The organism is Aliiglaciecola sp. LCG003 (genome assembly GCF_030316135.1).
In the GTDB taxonomy this organism is placed as follows: Bacteria; Pseudomonadota; Gammaproteobacteria; order Enterobacterales; family Alteromonadaceae; genus Aliiglaciecola.
The window spans coordinates 3,078,920-3,094,287 of record NZ_CP128185.1 but is presented as its reverse complement, the minus strand read 5'-3'; the positions used below and the strand labels follow the sequence as shown (position 1 = coordinate 3,094,287).

The 15,368-nt window shown below is 42.0% G+C and carries 22 protein-coding genes, 1 tRNA gene and 1 riboswitch; of the genes, 12 read left to right on the top strand and 11 right to left on the bottom strand.

Annotated features, from left to right (window positions below; genetic code table 11):
• The 4 genes from QR722_RS13490 to QR722_RS13475 are packed head-to-tail and all read left to right on the top strand — an operon-like array spanning position 1 to position 2,813.
• Entirely contained in the window at positions 1–525 is a 525-nt protein-coding gene (locus QR722_RS13490; protein ID WP_286283403.1) for a MotA/TolQ/ExbB proton channel family protein, read from the top strand.
• A gap of 11 nt (positions 526–536) precedes the next feature.
• Positions 537–938, top strand: coding sequence for an ExbD/TolR family protein (locus QR722_RS13485; protein WP_286283401.1), 402 nt, complete (start codon positions 537–539; stop codon positions 936–938).
• 4 nt (positions 939–942) lie between these two features.
• Positions 943–1,554: an energy transducer TonB gene (locus tag QR722_RS13480; protein ID WP_286283400.1), complete on the top strand. Its 612-nt coding sequence runs from the start codon at positions 943–945 to the stop codon at positions 1,552–1,554.
• Positions 1,554–2,813, top strand: coding sequence for a tetratricopeptide repeat protein (locus tag QR722_RS13475; RefSeq protein ID WP_286283399.1), 1,260 nt, complete (start codon positions 1,554–1,556; stop codon positions 2,811–2,813). The genes QR722_RS13480 and QR722_RS13475 overlap by 1 nt, the downstream gene beginning before the upstream one ends.
• A gap of 259 nt (positions 2,814–3,072) precedes the next feature.
• Here QR722_RS13475 and QR722_RS13470 read toward each other — a convergent pair whose 3' ends face one another.
• Entirely contained in the window at positions 3,073–5,262 is a 2,190-nt protein-coding gene (locus QR722_RS13470) for a tRNA(Met) cytidine acetyltransferase TmcA domain-containing protein (protein ID WP_286283398.1), read from the bottom strand.
• Positions 5,263–5,309: 47 nt separating this feature from the next.
• Between QR722_RS13470 and QR722_RS13465 the strand changes: the two genes are divergently transcribed.
• Positions 5,310–5,729: an acyl-CoA thioesterase gene (locus tag QR722_RS13465; RefSeq protein ID WP_286283397.1), complete on the top strand. Its 420-nt coding sequence runs from the start codon at positions 5,310–5,312 to the stop codon at positions 5,727–5,729.
• 70 nt (positions 5,730–5,799) lie between these two features.
• Here the strand turns inward: QR722_RS13465 and QR722_RS13460 are convergent, their stop codons facing one another.
• Positions 5,800–6,948, bottom strand: coding sequence for an iron-containing alcohol dehydrogenase (locus tag QR722_RS13460; RefSeq protein WP_286283395.1), 1,149 nt, complete (start codon positions 6,946–6,948; stop codon positions 5,800–5,802).
• A 184-nt stretch (positions 6,949–7,132) separates the two neighbouring features.
• Positions 7,133–7,231: riboswitch (TPP riboswitch) on the top strand.
• Between the two features lie 69 nt (positions 7,232–7,300).
• Between QR722_RS13460 and QR722_RS13455 the strand changes: the two genes are divergently transcribed.
• From QR722_RS13455 to rimI, 7 genes are all read left to right on the top strand, one after another.
• Entirely contained in the window at positions 7,301–9,373 is a 2,073-nt protein-coding gene (locus tag QR722_RS13455; protein WP_286283394.1) for a TonB-dependent receptor, read from the top strand.
• A 15-nt stretch (positions 9,374–9,388) separates the two neighbouring features.
• On the top strand, positions 9,389–9,646 hold the full coding sequence (locus QR722_RS13450; protein ID WP_286283393.1) for a YkoF family thiamine/hydroxymethylpyrimidine-binding protein: 258 nt from the start codon (positions 9,389–9,391) through the stop codon (positions 9,644–9,646).
• Positions 9,646–10,245, top strand: a complete 600-nt coding sequence (pnuC, locus tag QR722_RS13445; RefSeq protein WP_286283392.1) for a nicotinamide riboside transporter PnuC — start codon at positions 9,646–9,648, stop codon at positions 10,243–10,245. Before QR722_RS13450 ends, pnuC begins: the two co-directional genes overlap by 1 nt.
• A gap of 112 nt (positions 10,246–10,357) precedes the next feature.
• Positions 10,358–11,158 (top strand): phosphotransferase, encoded by an 801-nt coding sequence (locus tag QR722_RS13440; protein ID WP_286283391.1) that lies wholly within the window; start codon positions 10,358–10,360, stop codon positions 11,156–11,158.
• Positions 11,159–11,246: 88 nt separating this feature from the next.
• Positions 11,247–11,323 (top strand) — tRNA-Trp (locus QR722_RS13435).
• Positions 11,324–11,345: 22 nt separating this feature from the next.
• Positions 11,346–11,864, top strand: coding sequence for a hypothetical protein (locus QR722_RS13430; RefSeq protein ID WP_286283390.1), 519 nt, complete (start codon positions 11,346–11,348; stop codon positions 11,862–11,864).
• Positions 11,865–12,311 carry a ribosomal protein S18-alanine N-acetyltransferase gene (gene rimI / locus QR722_RS13425; RefSeq protein WP_286283389.1) on the top strand — a complete coding sequence of 149 codons (447 nt, stop codon included), beginning with the start codon at positions 11,865–11,867 and terminating at the stop codon, positions 12,309–12,311.
• 6 nt (positions 12,312–12,317) lie between these two features.
• On the opposite strand, the gene QR722_RS13420 is transcribed toward rimI, so the two are convergent.
• From QR722_RS13420 to QR722_RS13380, 9 genes are all read right to left on the bottom strand, one after another.
• A complete protein-coding gene (locus QR722_RS13420) occupies positions 12,318–12,575 on the bottom strand; it encodes a helix-turn-helix transcriptional regulator (RefSeq protein WP_286283388.1) in 258 nt (85 codons plus the stop codon).
• A 264-nt stretch (positions 12,576–12,839) separates the two neighbouring features.
• Positions 12,840–13,013, bottom strand: coding sequence for a hypothetical protein (locus tag QR722_RS13415; protein ID WP_286283387.1), 174 nt, complete (start codon positions 13,011–13,013; stop codon positions 12,840–12,842).
• A gap of 39 nt (positions 13,014–13,052) precedes the next feature.
• Positions 13,053–13,220 (bottom strand): hypothetical protein, encoded by a 168-nt coding sequence (locus tag QR722_RS13410; protein WP_286283386.1) that lies wholly within the window; start codon positions 13,218–13,220, stop codon positions 13,053–13,055.
• Positions 13,221–13,251: 31 nt separating this feature from the next.
• Positions 13,252–13,428 (bottom strand): hypothetical protein, encoded by a 177-nt coding sequence (locus QR722_RS13405; protein WP_286283385.1) that lies wholly within the window; start codon positions 13,426–13,428, stop codon positions 13,252–13,254.
• 31 nt (positions 13,429–13,459) lie between these two features.
• Entirely contained in the window at positions 13,460–13,636 is a 177-nt protein-coding gene (locus tag QR722_RS13400) for a hypothetical protein (protein ID WP_286283385.1), read from the bottom strand.
• A gap of 31 nt (positions 13,637–13,667) precedes the next feature.
• The gene (locus tag QR722_RS13395) at positions 13,668–13,844 is read right to left on the bottom strand and encodes a hypothetical protein (protein WP_286283385.1); all 177 of its coding nucleotides are present in this window, start codon (positions 13,842–13,844) and stop codon (positions 13,668–13,670) included.
• Between the two features lie 31 nt (positions 13,845–13,875).
• Positions 13,876–14,052, bottom strand: coding sequence for a hypothetical protein (locus tag QR722_RS13390; protein ID WP_286283384.1), 177 nt, complete (start codon positions 14,050–14,052; stop codon positions 13,876–13,878).
• A 94-nt stretch (positions 14,053–14,146) separates the two neighbouring features.
• Positions 14,147–14,866, bottom strand: coding sequence for a hypothetical protein (locus QR722_RS13385; RefSeq protein WP_286283382.1), 720 nt, complete (start codon positions 14,864–14,866; stop codon positions 14,147–14,149).
• The gene (locus QR722_RS13380; RefSeq protein WP_286283381.1) at positions 14,866–15,132 is read right to left on the bottom strand and encodes a helix-turn-helix domain-containing protein; all 267 of its coding nucleotides are present in this window, start codon (positions 15,130–15,132) and stop codon (positions 14,866–14,868) included. The genes QR722_RS13385 and QR722_RS13380 overlap by 1 nt, the downstream gene beginning before the upstream one ends.
• Positions 15,133–15,368 lie beyond the last annotated feature (236 nt).

The window sequence follows — 15,368 nt, the reverse complement described above, 5'->3', positions numbered from 1 at the left end:
ATGTTTGACCTGATTGGATTATGGGAATCTGTCAGGGAATTTATCGCGACCGGTGGTGGGGTTTTATACCTCGTCGCCGCAGCGCTCTTTCTAATGTGGGTTTTAATGATTGAGCGTTTTTGGTTTTTAACTTCTGTCTATCCTAAGATGAAAAAGAATATCATCAGTGAATGGGATGCTAGAAGTGATACAACCTCTTGGTACGCGCATAGAATCCGTGACGCTTGGATTTCACAAGCTTCAGACAAGTTGAGTACAAACATTTTACTAATTAAGACTCTAGTGGCAATGTGTCCATTAATAGGTCTTCTTGGTACGGTTTGGGGCATGATTAACGTATTTGAAACTATGGCGACTCAGGGAACCGGTAACGCCCGTTTGATGGCAGCTGGTATCTCTATGGCTACAATCCCAACTATGGCTGGGATGGTCGCAGCTTTATCCGGTGTTTTCTTTAGCTCGCGTTTAGAAGCTAAAGTTAAAATCGCCAAAGAGAAGCTTGTCGACAGCCTACCTCACCATTAAGAGAGAAGTTTATGGCTCGTAAAGAACGTGCACCAGAAGAAGATGCAGCGATTGATATGACACCGATGCTAGACATCGTGTTTATCATGCTTATCTTCTTTATTGTAACCACAGTATTCGTTAAAGAAGCGGGTATTCAAGTGAACAAGCCTGCTGCAAACCAGGCAACTTTACCTAAGAATGCAAACATCTTTATAGCTGTGACTGAAGACGGTGTAATTTGGATGGATAAGCGCGAAGTCAAGGTTGAAGCTATACGCGCCAACCTAGAAAAATTGCTCGCAGAACAACCTTCTGATGTTGTGATTATCCAAGCAGATGCAAAAGCAGAACACGGTATTGTGGTGAAAGTCATGGACCAGATTAAAGCTGCCGGAATTGATAAAATTTCTGTTGCGGCAAAAGGAGCATAACTGAATGAGAGTTATTATTTCAATTCTGATCGGTGCTGCTATTGCTTTTGGTTTATTCGTTATAATGGCAAAATTAGTTGCTAATACTAACGCTCCCCAAGCAGACGTGGCTGATACACCGGTTATTGACATCGTTATGAATGACCCTGATGAAACCACACAAACTCGTCAACGTGTTCCACCACCACCGCCTCCTCCGCCACAACAACCACCTAAGATCCAACCGGTTGAACCTGATGTGGAAGATGCTAATGCAGAAGGCGTAAGCTTTAATATGCCTGCTGTTGATGTTGGCGGCGCGTCCATCGATATCGGTGGCGTGGGCAATATGCAACGAGATGGCGACGCAACTCCTATCGTGCGTATAGAGCCGAAGTACCCTGTGCAAGCGGCTCGTGATGGTAAAGAAGGTTGGGTTATTCTATCTTTTACTATTAATGAAGTAGGCGGAGTGGATGACGTTGAAGTAATTGACGCTGATCCCAAACGTATTTTCGACCGCGAAGCGAAACGTGCTTTGAAAAAGTGGAAATACAAGCCTAAAATTGTTGATGGTAAACCCGAAAAACAGTTCAATATGAAAGTGCAGTTGGACTTTAAATTGGATCAAGGCTAATGAAAAAGTTTGTTAAGAATGTTACTGCGATAGCAACGATTACTGCTGCTGCGTTGCTCTCAAACTATGCAACGGCCCAATCAGCACCAGTCGTATGTGCCGATTATAAGCGTGGAAACACAAGTATTGTCGGTGAGCGTACCGGCAAGAAGATACAAAAGGCACTTGACGCTTATAATAACGATTTGATGAAAGAAGCTTTAGAGTTTCTTTATGATATCGATGCGAAAGACGGTTACGATAGAGCATTTACTGATAATTTTATTGGGAAAATGTTAGCAGGACAAGATGACCAGGGCGCAAAAGCTCTTCAATATCTTAAAAATTCTGTGAATCCTAAGTCGTTAAATGATCTTGAGCATGCAGGTACCTTGCGCTTAGTTGCTGATTTAAGCATGCAAGAAAAGGAATATGCCCAATCCGTTGAGTATTATCAAAAATGGATGGACTATACCTGTAAAGAAGATGCAGATGTATACACACGTTTAGCTCAGGCCTATTACGAATTGAAGCAACTACCTAAGATGGTTGAACCGGCTGATAAGGCAATTGCGCTTTATGCTAAGCCGAATAAAAACCCTTATGTGTTAAAGTTGCAGTCTTTTTACGAACGCAAAATGTATAAAGAAACTGTTGCGATCGCTGAAGAGTTGGTTCGTGTCTTTCCTGACAATAAGCAATGGTGGTCACAATTAGGCTTTTTCTACATGTTAGTTGAAGACTATAAGAAAGCATTGTCTACTTTTGAGATCGCTTACAATCAAGGCTATTTGAGTAAAAAATCTGAGATTAAAGCGCTGTCACAATTGTATGCTACTAATGAAATTCCGTACAAAGCTGCGGTTATTCAAGAGAAGTATATGAAATCTGGCTTGCTTGAAAAAGATGACAAGGCGTTAGCTAACCTTGCTAACTCTTGGCACCAGGCTCGTGACTATAAAAAAGCAGCTGGTTACTATGCTCAAGCTGCTCAGGTCCGTCCTGACCCAGATTACTTCCGTAAGCAAGGTATATTGCTGCTCGCTGCTGAAGATTATAAAGGTGCGATAAATGCGTTACAAAAAGCACTGGATGAAGGCGCAGACCAGCAAGGGCGTATCCATATAGCTATGATGGAAGCACATATTTATACCGGTAATTTCAAACAAGCTATGGTCCATGTTCGCGAAGCGAAGAAGGAAAAGAATGTTGAAAGAACTGCAAGAGCGTGGGAGCCTTACATTAAAGAAAAGGCTAAAAACCGCGGTATAAAAGTCTAGTAAACTTATCGTTAAATTAAAAAGCTCCTTTAGGAGCTTTTTTTATACCTGAAATATAATTTTGCTTAAGCTGTTTAATCTAAGCTAAAGATCTTGGCTGGCTCAGGTATTATCCTGAAGCTGATAGATAACTGTGCAAACTGGCGTTTATTAGCTGGATACTAGCTACACAGCAGGTACTAGACTCAGCAAAAGGCGTTAACCGTCCTATGAGCGTTAGTGCTAGGCGAGGAATTGTTAGTTTTAAGTTTTGGTTGGTTCAGGCTAAATTTATCCTTACTATGGCTGCCAAACGGCTAAAGGCTTCTCTGGCCTTTGCTTCAATCTGTTTCTTCCCCGTTAACTTATAAGTTTGTTGTAATGCTTCATAAGGTAGCTTTTCTACCAGTAGGTCTTTAACAAATTGGCATTCTTTGTGTTGGAGACTAATGTCTTCAGGGACACACAACAACCATAGATACAAATACCACTCAAGGCTATGCAAGGGCCGTTTATGGGCAATAAAGTCCTTGACCATTTTGTCTAAAGTTGAGGTATCGGGTTTAGCGGTTGTCCTTGTCGTGCTGTCTATTTTGCTAAAAATTTTAGTCATGATTACCGGCTCAAAATTTTCTAGCCGATGATTTTGTTGGTATGCTAGTTGCGCAGCGCTAAGGTTACTCAAGTTATCTATAATGACTTGGTTCACAAGGGACAATGAACGTAACATTAAACCACTGTATTGGCCACTAGCGGCGTCTTTCTTCAGACCCAGACGTACCATGTGGAAATCATTTTTTGACCAAAAATCAAAAAGCTCTGGTGTAAGGCCGTAAGATGTAGCGATAAAATCAGTATCAACAGTATGCTGACAAATCTTGTCCACAAGAGTGCTGCCTAGGCCGGTCAACCTGGCATGGTTTGCCACTGCAATTCTCACTACCCTTAAATAGCGAAAGCCGGCTAGGTGAGGGGCACAATATTCAAAGGCCAGTCGTTGAGCGGTTAAGTGTCCGGCAACACGTCGCTGGCCTTCTGCTATACCAACCTTTAGAGGATCAAGAACTGGGCCGCCTTCATCATTTGTTAATGCTACGGCAACGGGTATCCCTTTGGAATCGAACAATACATGCAGCTTTTGGTCGGGCGAATCAAGCATGCGCTTCAAATCATCAGGTCGAGTTTGATAGTGAGCTTCTACTAACAATTGAAATACGCATTCAAGCAATAAAGGCTGTTTGATTAACTCTGTTGGAGACAATTGACTGTAATGATACGTGCCATGGGTTATTCGGTTGGGCAGGCTGCCAATTAATGGCTCTTCAACTGGGGCTTTAGGCTGCATGAGGGATTGGGTCGCCATCACTTTGAACCAAAATTGCTCTAGAGAGTCATTGTTAAACCAACGAATAGGTTGGGTTAGGCTAAGTAAATGGGTATGTTTGTAGTGCTGAACTAAATAGGGTTTGAACCTCAGCTCAAATCCTCTGCCGCTGCCTTCATAGCCCTGAATGGTAGTACTGAATATGATCTTGGGATAAAGATTGAGAAGATCCTCTAACACTTTATTTGGTATTGCTGCGGCTTCATCAACCAGTATCAAATCTGCCGCTGGAGGCTGCTCCAGAAGCTTGTCAAATGGCAAAAATCGCATTGTTGACTGTTGATATGAGATACTGTTCTTAACACCTTCAGGAAGGGCACACAAACGAGCTGCGTGTTTAAATATTTGGTCACACATGGATATGTTTACGGCACACACCACTATGTTGATTGGGCTTTTGAGCATTAGTGAACCGGCAACGATCCCTAAAGTGGACGACTTACCCCGTCCACGGTCAGCACTTAACACCATTTTCATCTCTGGTTGAGCAGTAATGGATAAGATGGATTCTACCAGATGAGTCTGTTGCTCTGTGATTAAGTGGTTAATTGAGCTGGGTTGCTGCGCATTTAATTCAGCAACTGGCCCTTTAAACTTTTGCGCTTGCCAAAGGGCGATATGAGGATCTGTTTGAATGTGACTGCACAGCCAACTAACAAAATAACTGTGTCTATTTTTGGTGTTATAGCCATAGGTGGTCGTGTTGATATATTCAGGGTCGGCATATTTTGGCCATTCAGATAATGGTGGACACAGCATGATCATCAAATTTTGCTGAGTCACGCATCCACTCACCGCAAATAACGCGTTAGCCCGCAGCCCACTGAACGCATCGTAAACTACACAATCGAACTCTTGCCCCATGATTTGCTTGTATCGACGATTATCCACCTGAGACTCAGGCGTATCTTCACCTAACCACAATAACGTATCAGGTTGTTTATAAGCGAGTAAACTGCGTACTGATTCATAAACCCAAGGTTGTTCCCCAGAGATAACCAATAGTTGCCGATGGCAGATTGTATTTCGCCTTTGTTCAACCCAGCGCTTGATTTCAGCGGCTAAAACCATATTTACAACATTCATGTTATAGACTAATGCTATAGTGTATTGAAAATAATTGAGGAATACGAATGCGCTTTTTGTCCCGTAGGTTGGTTATGCCCAGCGATCTAAATTATGCAGGCTCTTTGTTTGGTGGTAGGGCCTTGGAATGGATAGATGAAGAAGCCGCAATCTATGCGATTTGTCAGCTTGAAACCAATGTTTTGGTTACTAAGCATATTGGTGAAATCAGTTTCGAGTCCCCGGCGTTGCAAGGGGATGTTGTCGAGTTTGGCTTAGCGACCAAAAAAGTCGGACGCACGTCAATAACGGTAACTTGTATGGTTCGTAACAAGGCCACCAAAAAAACTATTTGTGTCGCTGATGATATTGTATTTGTCAGAGTAGACACAGAAACAAGGGAGCCCATTCCCCATGGTAAAACCTTAAAAGAACTCGAAAATCAAACTAAGCAAGAGCTGCGCTCGCTTAATATGCTAACGGATTAAATGGGTTTGTTTGAAAAAGGTATGTGATACGCCCCTGAATTTAGGGGCGTATTTATTTGCTTAGCTGAGTTTACACACTGGCGGCGACAATCTCTCTGGCTTCTGTTGGCGTGATGTTTTGATGTTCGCCTAGCTTAATAAAACCATTCTCTTGAAGGCGTCTTGCCACATTATCGGCAACGTCAGGAGCAATACCATACTCTGATAATTTTGTTTTAATGCCCATTTGCTGGAAAAATTGTTCGGTTTTCTCTATAGCGAGGTTAATGGCACTTTCCTCATCATAGCGACTCAGCCCCCATACGCGCTCAGCGTACTGCAATAATTTTTCCCGCTTGTGTTCTTTTTGATGATGCATGACTCTAGGCAGAATTATCGCTAGGGTCACAGCGTGATCAAGGTTGTGCAGCGCGGTTAATTCATGGCCAATCATATGAGTGGACCAATCTTGCGGCACACCCACCCCGATTAAACCATTTAGAGCTTGTGTGGCATTCCACATTAAATTCGCTCTGAGCATATAATCTTGAGAGAGTAATACTTGGGGACCGATTTCAATCAAGTTGTTTAAAATAGCTTCGGCAAAGCGATCTTGCACCGTTGCGCCAACAGGGTAAGTGAGGTACTGCTCCATTACATGCACAAAGGCATCAACCACTCCATTGGTTAATTGCCGCTCAGGCAATGAATAGGTTGCTTCAGGGTCTAAAATAGCAAATTTAGGACGCACATGCTCAGAGTCAAAAGGTAACTTTTTCCCTAGTTTGCGTCTGGTAATTACCGAGGCAGTATTGGTCTCGGTACCTGTTGCAGGTAAGGTTAGGATGCAGCCTAGCCCTACTGCACTGGCGACTTTCCCACCGCCAGCTAAAATTTCCCAAGGATCATTATCATAAGGAATTGCCGCGGCGATAAATTTACACCCGTCTATCACTGAACCACCGCCCACCGCTAAAATAAATTCAACGTCATTGGCTTTAGCGTGCTCAACGGCCTGCATCAAGGTGTCAAACTCAGGGTTAGCTTCAACACCTGAAAACTCAGTCCACTGATGGCCTTCGAGTTGTTCGAGCACTTCTTGGTATATACCATTGTGCTTGATACTACCGCCGCCATAAACCAGCATGATTTTACTCTCAGGGAGCAGTTTGCTTAGCTTTTTAATACTGCCTTTACCAAAAACGACTTTGGTTGGGTTGTAATAGGTGAAATTTCGCATGATTTGTTCCTGTTATCTACTCTAAGCTAGATATTGAAGCACTACAGGAAAAATTCAAGCCTTGATATGCTTATAACCAATAAATATAGGGCATGCCTATTTTAAGCTTCGAGTGCTCAATCCATTTGTAGCAGTTAGTGTAAATGCTTGTTATTATTCAATTGTTCAGAGTACTTGTTGCTCTGAATACACCAAGGGGTGCTGATTAGCTGAGATCCGTTTCGCGGAGACCCTTAGACCTGATCCGGATAATACCGGCGTAGGAATGGTATGAAAAATTAAAAATTCATAATTAACCTCTCCATTTACCTGCCGTAACACCGGGTCTTTTCATTGTTAAGAAGAGATCCTTATGAACATAACCAAAATAGCATTAGTCGTGAGTGCGTTGTGTGCCGCCAACTTGCACGCTCAAACAACTCCTAATAGCGAAGAAATCGAAAAAATCATTGTCAGTTCCGACTTTAGAGCTAACGATATTCAAAATGTCACCGCCAGTGTCAGTGTTATCTCAGCTGATGGCATTGTGAATCGTAATGCTAATCATCTGGACGATATTTTGTCCATGGCCGCCAATATCAATTTTGCAAGTGGAGCATCTCGGGGTCGATTTATTCAAATTCGAGGCATTGGTGAACGTAGTCAATTCGCCGAGCCAATTAATCCATCTGTCGGCTTTTTAGTTGATGATTTTGATTTCTCTGGTATTGCCGCAATAGGCACTCTGTTTGACGTGGAGCAAGTGGAAATCATGCGTGGTCCCCAGGCCACTGAGTTTGGTGCTGCAGGGATGGCTGGTACCATAAAAATAAAAACCACTGAAGCAGACGAATCACAACCGACTCGATTCATTGCAACTATTGGCCAACAAAATAGCTGGAATCTAGGGGCGGCCTATGGCAACAAAATTTCCGATTCGGTATTTTATCGGCTTGCAGTTAATCAATATAAAAGTGATGGTTTCATTGAGAACCAATATTTAGGGCGAGACGATACCGATAACTTGGACGAGTTGACCGCCAGACTGAAGTTAAAGTTTGTTTTGTCCGACTCCACAACCCTTGATTTTAACTACCAATATTTTGATATAAGTAATGGCTACGATGCATTTTCTCTTGATAATAATCGAACGACCTTATCCGATGAGCCGGGCTTTGATACCCAGCAAACCCATGCCATAGGGATTAAGGGCGAATTTGAATTATCCTATGCAAAGGTCAGCGGATCAGTTAATCATGCAACATCGGATATGGCTTATGGCTATGATGAAGATTGGACCTATGTTGGATTCCACCCCTGGGAATATAGCTCCGTTGACAAGTATTATCGCTCTAGAGATTTGACTAGCGTCGATTTACGCATAGTTTCGAACCAAAGTTCGCTGATTTTTTCCGACTCAACCCAATGGCTGATTGGGCTCTTTAGTCGTCACATTGATGAAGGTTTATTGCGCAATTATACCTACGCTGACAGTGATTTCAGCAGTCAATATAAGCCTAAAAATCTGGGGGTATATGCACAAACAGATAGCAATTTGTCTGACAACTTAAGTCTTAGCTTAGGTTTTAGGATTGACCGTTTTGAAATTGACTACGCTGATAGTAACAGTTTCCAACAGTCGGTTGAGAATACCTTAGTGGGCGGTAAAGTTGTTTTGCAGTACAGCATTGATAAGGCATCAGTCTATACCAGTGTTTCAAGAGGTTATAAAGCCGGCGGGTTTAATCCTGACGAACGGGTAAAAGCTGAAAATCGCCTATTCGCACCAGAATATAACTGGAACTATGAAGTGGGTGTAAAAGGACAGGCATTAGATGATAATTTATTCCTGCGTTTGGCATTATTTTATATGGACAGAGAAGACACACAAGTAAGTGACTATGATGTTCTGATCCGAGAAGACAATACTCCAGATTTTATCGATATCATTGCTAATGCGGATATTGGTACCAATAAAGGTTTGGAAGTCGAAGCAAATTGGCAAGCATCTGAGGAAATTCAATTTGCCGCTAGTTATGGCTACCTAGACGCAAGTTTCGAGGATTATCAATTGAGTGATGGCAGCTTGATAGACAGGCAGCAGCAAGCTCAAGCCCCCAAGCATACATTCAATATTGCCATGACTGGGTATATAAGTGAGCACATATCTGTGCATATAGATGCTGATGGTAAGGACGAGTACCGTTTTTCTGATGGTCATGATGTTACGTCTCCTTTCACCGTTTTATTAAACGCTCAGGTTAAATATCACTGGCAAGAGTGGACATTCTCTTTGTGGAGTAAAAATCTGTTGGATAGAGAATACTATGTCAGAGGATTTGGTGGCTTCAGCAATGATCCTCGTGATGAATATGCCTTCCCTGAACCCTATTTCCAATTGGGTGATGGTCGTCAGTTTGGATTAACCGCGAATTACCTTTACTAAAAAGCAGGATAAGAGATGAAATTAGTTGTCGAGATATCGTTGTACCCGCTACAAAACGAATATATTCCTGTTATTCAGGGTTTTATTGACAGGCTCAATACCTATGACCAACTTAGTACGCAAACCAGTGCAACTAGTACCATTGTAATGGGCGAGAATACTGAGTTGATGAATATTTTAAACACCGAAATGCAACGTACCTATGAGCAGGTGGGCCAAGCCATATTTGTCTGCAAGTTCCTCAATGGGGAGAATATGGGCAGCGGCAGGTGATGGATGGATTTTTGCAAGCTTTGCAGCAGCAAATGCAACAACAATCATGGATAGAGGTTATTGCGGTTCTCTTTTCCCTTGCTTATCCATGGTTGGCGGCTAGGCAAAATATATTGTGTTGGCCGGCCGCGTTGCTAAGCACTTCATTGTACATCTTTGTATTTTGGGAAGTGAGCTTGCCGTTTAACAGTGCACTGAATGCTTATTATATGATTATGGCAATTTATGGTTGGATAAAGTGGCACAAAAGTCCGCAGTCAGAAGAGCTACCAGTTCGCTCATTGCCACTGCTGATCCATTTAACAGCAATTTCTATTTTGTTGATAAGTGGCTTTGTAGTGTCTAATCTTGTGACTATGTCATTAAGTGGACATGATCATTATTTAGATGCGATGGTGACTGTGTTTAGCGTATATGCCACGTATTTGATGGCGAATAAAGTGCTAGAAAACTGGTTATATTGGATTTTCATCAATGCTGCAGCTGCGTACTTATATCTTAATAATGGTCTGTTCTTGACGGGGATTTTATTTGTCGGATATTTTGGTTTTGCCCTTTATGGCTTTTATAGCTGGCGAAGATCCTATCAGCAGGCTTAGGGGGTATTATCAGTAACAAGTTGCATACCTAGTGCAACTTGTTGCTCTAACACTATAGGAGTAACCTCAAGTTAAACTCAATAGAACATATGTTGTGCATTAAGGGGGAAAGGTGAAACAAGCCAAAATCATCGATGAACTGATTGCTAGCCAACTGTTTGGCCTACATCTATCTATGGAACCAATAACGGGGGGCACAGTTAACCAGAGTTATCGGCTGTATGATGGAGAAACAATTTATTTCCTCAAGACATTTGAGCTGAATCATATTGCACCAACCGATCGGCAAGCGCTATTTTACCAGCAAGCTCAATTGGCTGATTTAGGGCGAGCAACAAAACCTGTATATCTCTCCAAAGCCCATGACTTCCAAGTTGAGCTATGGTTCGAGCATGTATCTTTATCAAAGGCTACAATCGACACCCAACAAAAAATCATCTGTTTGGCCAAAGTGCTATTTGATATTCATCATCTTCCCACCGTTGCCACGTCTTTGGATTTACCCAAAGATTGGTTGCTGTACCTAGATGCCGCTGGCCGCCAAAACCTCGCATACTGGATGGAACGCATCGAATTATGCAAAGCTGATTGGATCGATACTCACAAAGTGGATCAAGTACTGTGTCATAACGATCTAGCCATGGAACATATAGCAATGGCTGAAGTGCCGGTCATCTTCGATTGGGAATACGCTGCTTTGGGCAATAGATATTTCGATTTAGCTGCCTGTGCCTTGATCAATCGTTTGGATCATAGTGAAATATTATCCTTGCAAACCCATTATGCACATTTATCTGGATTGGAGCCGCAATGGGTGTTCGAGCAATGCCAACGACAGTTTCCCATTGTGAAATTGACCAACGATTTATGGTATCTCGCTGCAGCTGAGGTGAACAAAGCCCAAAGCGTTTAATTTTTCAGCAACTGGATGGGTTATTGAGAATCAACACGCAAATTACTTTACCTTTTTTTATCCATGAGTATAATGCCTCTTCTTCTGCAGGGGTGTAGTTCCAATTGGTAGAACAGCGGTCTCCAAAACCGATGGTTGGGGGTTCGAATCCCTCCACCCCTGCCATATTTTCTGTTAGGCTAAGTACATGACTTTGGTTAAACGCAATAGCTTGTCAGACTTCCAACGTGCCATTTTGACGCATATTGGCATTACCCCTTGGCAACTAAAAAATCTTGCACCTGAAGAGGCTAGCTCTTCACACTCTGGTGAACAGAAATCCTCTGAGAACATCAAACCTCAGCCAATCCCAGTTCAAGCAATTAGTTCTGAGCAGAAGCAAGCGGGTCTTGCGCGATTGAAACAACAAATTGCACCAAAAGCTAAATCCGCAGAGGGGAAGGTCTTGCTGTGTATGGATGCGCAATCTGCACAATATAGATTGGTTCAAGATGTGCTGCTAAGCATTGCTCCCAATCAGCATAAGCCATTTATGCTATCGGCCCAATCACCTGAGGCCTTTTGCGATTTCAGCATTGCGTGGAAAATAGGTACAGAATTTAGCCTAACTCAAAATGTAATTGAAACGCCGCCATTAAACTTACTTAGCAAAGCCCCGAATAAGCAAAAGTTATGGAAACTACTGCAAACTTTGCCAACAGCATAGATGTCGACTATGTCCTTTGCTCAGATGTCACCGGATAATTGCCTTGACGCATTTGCTATTCAGCAAAAGTGTCATCTGTTTCCCTGGTCGCAGGCTGTATTCACCGATTCTCTTAGCCCTCCTTACTTTGCGTACCAGATGTGCGAAAACCAACAGGTTATTGGGTATTACTTAGGTTTAGCTGTCGCAGGGGAGGCCACCTTAATGGATATCGGCATTCAACACCTCAGCAGAGGAAAAGGCTTAGCGAATAAATTGCTAGGGCATTTTATCGAAAAATGTATTGAGTTGAAATGTACAGAAATCTGGTTAGAAGTACGAGAATCAAATAGCGCGGCTATTTCGTTGTATCAGAAATATCACTTCGAACCCATTGAAATTCGAAAAGGCTATTATGAAAATGAATCAGGCCGTGAAAACGGCCTCATCATGAAACGATTAGTATAGTCGTACTTATCTAACCGAGGCCTTATCAAGGTTCATTTGCTCAGTTGCATCAGAACGCTCCATAGCCATTTGTACAATTGCAGATGAATTAAACTGACAGCCTGAACACATGGCTATGAATTGATTCATACTTGGGCTACCGATGTTCTTTTCCCAGTTTTCATAAGTCTTACGGGTTTTAACATTAGCCAATTTGGCCATTTGAACGGTGGTTAATCCTGCTTCTAAGCGCATTTTTCGTAAATCACTACCAGTAATATACATAGGTTCCTACTCCATTTTATTTTTATGTTAACGGCAGGTCGTTGATAACGGCGTATTTTATCAATAACACCTGCTTGTTTTTCAAGCATAGTGTAAGCAAGCTTTTGTGGATTCGGGTCCACATCGCGTAAAAAACCGCCCATTTTTTATAAATCTTTGTTTTTTAAAGGTAAATATATTGCACAAAAGTATGTTTTTGGGTCTTTGGGGTGAAAATTGGAAGGAAGGCGTCGAAATCTGACAAACGCCTTTAAGAAAATTTAGCTAGTAACTAAATAAATCGAAATATTCCAAGACGGATCTATACCAAGGTAGCTGGCTTTGTTCCACAGCACTAGGTGGTTTGACTTTGCTACCAGCCTGAGCTGTCATAGTTACACAACTAGCCAATAATAATAGAGTGATAGCTACAGTGCCAATAACAGGTTTTGCTTTCATGCTCTTTCCTTACGCTCAACTAATTCTAGTGTATGTTTACTATATGGCAAAAAAGGCAAGCACAGGGGCATACCAGGTGGTGGTTTCAACGATGGGGTCAGCAGCAGGCGGTTTGACTTTGCTTCCAGCCTGAGCCGATGTGGCCATCATAGTGCTACTCAGTAGTAAGGTAATGGCAGCGGCTTTAACATAAGTATTGGTTTTCATAATGATTCCTTAATAGTGTTGGGCGTTAATTTTAAAGTTTGAATGAGCTGAAGTAGGCAAGCACAGGGGCATACCAGGTGGTGGTTTCAACGATGGGGTCAGCAGCAGGCGGTTTGACTTTGCTTCCAGCCTGAGCCGATGTGGCCATCATAGTGCTACTCAGTAGTAAGGTAATGGCAGCGGCTTTAACATAAGTATTGGTTTTCATAATGATTCCTTAATAGTGTTGGGCGTTAATTTTAAAGTTTGAATGAGCTGAAGTAGGCAAGCACAGGGGCATACCAGGTGGTGGTTTCAACGATGGGGTCAGCAGCAGGCGGTTTGACTTTGCTTCCAGCCTGAGCCGATGTGGCCATCATAGTGCTACTCAGTAGTAAGGTAATGGCAGCGGCTTTAACATAAGTATTGGTTTTCATAATGATTCCTTAATAGTGTTGGGCGTTAATTTTAAAGTTTGAATGAGCTGAAGTAGGCAAGCACAGGGGCATACCAGGTGGTGGTTTCAACGATGGGGTCAGCAGCAGGCGGTTTGACTTTGCTTCCAGCCTGAGCCGATGTGGCCATCATAGTGCTACTCAGTAGTAAGGTAATGGCAGCGGCTTTAACATAAGTATTGGTTTTCATAATGATTCCTTAATAGTGTTGGGCGTTAATTTTAAAGTTTGAATGAGCTGAAGTAGGCAAGCACAGGGGCATACCAAGTGGTGGTTGCAACGATGGGGTCAGCAGCAGGCGGTTTGACTTTGCTTCCAGCCTGAGCCGATGTGGCCATCATAGTGCTACTCAGTAGTAAGGTAATGGCAGCGGCTTTAACATAAGTATTGGTTTTCATAAAACTTCCTAAATATCAGACTAATTTTCAAAATGTGGATTTAAATCCACATGGAAATGCTAGTATGCGTTTTTTTTGAGCAAATTTGCAGTATTTATGCTTTTAGAAGTTTGGGGATGAGTAATTTATAACTTTCATAAAACACCACCCATATTAGATAAGTGTAGAAAAGCTGGCTCAGGTAAGGGTATATAGCCCAAACATAGAGTATTTGATAATGCTCAAAAACGCCTCGAATCAGATACTCTACAATCATTAATAATTGTAATAGGACAAATAGTGCATTTAACTTATAAATTTGCCAATCGAGGTTGACCGAATCAATGTGATCTCGGACGAAAATTTCCTGCATGTAAGCTACGCGCATAAAGATAAGATGACGCGCAAAAGCATAAAATGACATTAAGGTGACATACCAATAGACTTCCGGCGCCTGTTGTTCTGTAAAACTCCAGTACAAGTCAGCAGCAATCGCCAGCACTAAAGCTAGCAGTAATAAGCGAGATACTTTGTCGTATTTGATAACCCAATAGACGCTCAATGCCATAAAGTAAAAAAGCGCTTTAATAATATCCTTGTATTCAAGTTCACTGATCGTCCATGCAGTTTCTTCCGCTAACCGTTGCAGTACTAAAATAATCACCACACCAAGCACATTTATGTTCTTTCGGCAGATTGTTGCGGTAAAAAGCAAGATACAAATAAACAGGCGATCAAATAGGAGGGGTTTTCCGAAGGTATAGATTCCAGCAAAGATAAAAAGCCCTCCAAGGAGGGCTATTAGTATCTTTGGGAAATAGTGGGAAAGTAGCATCAGCTATGAGAAAAGCCGAAATAATCCATAACAGTTGAAAAAAATGACTCTCGAGTTTGCTCGGACGCCTTTTGGCGGCATATTGACCACCACTTACTGATGACTTCAACGCCTATACTGTTCATGGTTTCAGGTTTATCATTTTCTATAGCTGAAACAGTTTCACGACTGATTCCAACTCGCATACCTAATTCTTCTTGAGTGTATCCAGCTTCCTTACGCAAAGAACGTAGTTGTGAACCACTAAACATTTTTCTTCGTGACATTGGCTTATTTCCAGATTGACTAAATTTACTGAGAAACAAAAGGTAAAAAACTTACCTGTTCAGAATATAAGCTAATCTCAACAAACAGTAAATGTAAATTTAATTTTTTTATTCACTGACTTGCGATTATCAAGATATTAATTCATAAATGAAACTGGCAACAAGCTTCGGGACTTTTGCACCTATCTCGTATACAATTCGCGCCCAAAAATCTTTGTAATTAATTAGCCATATAG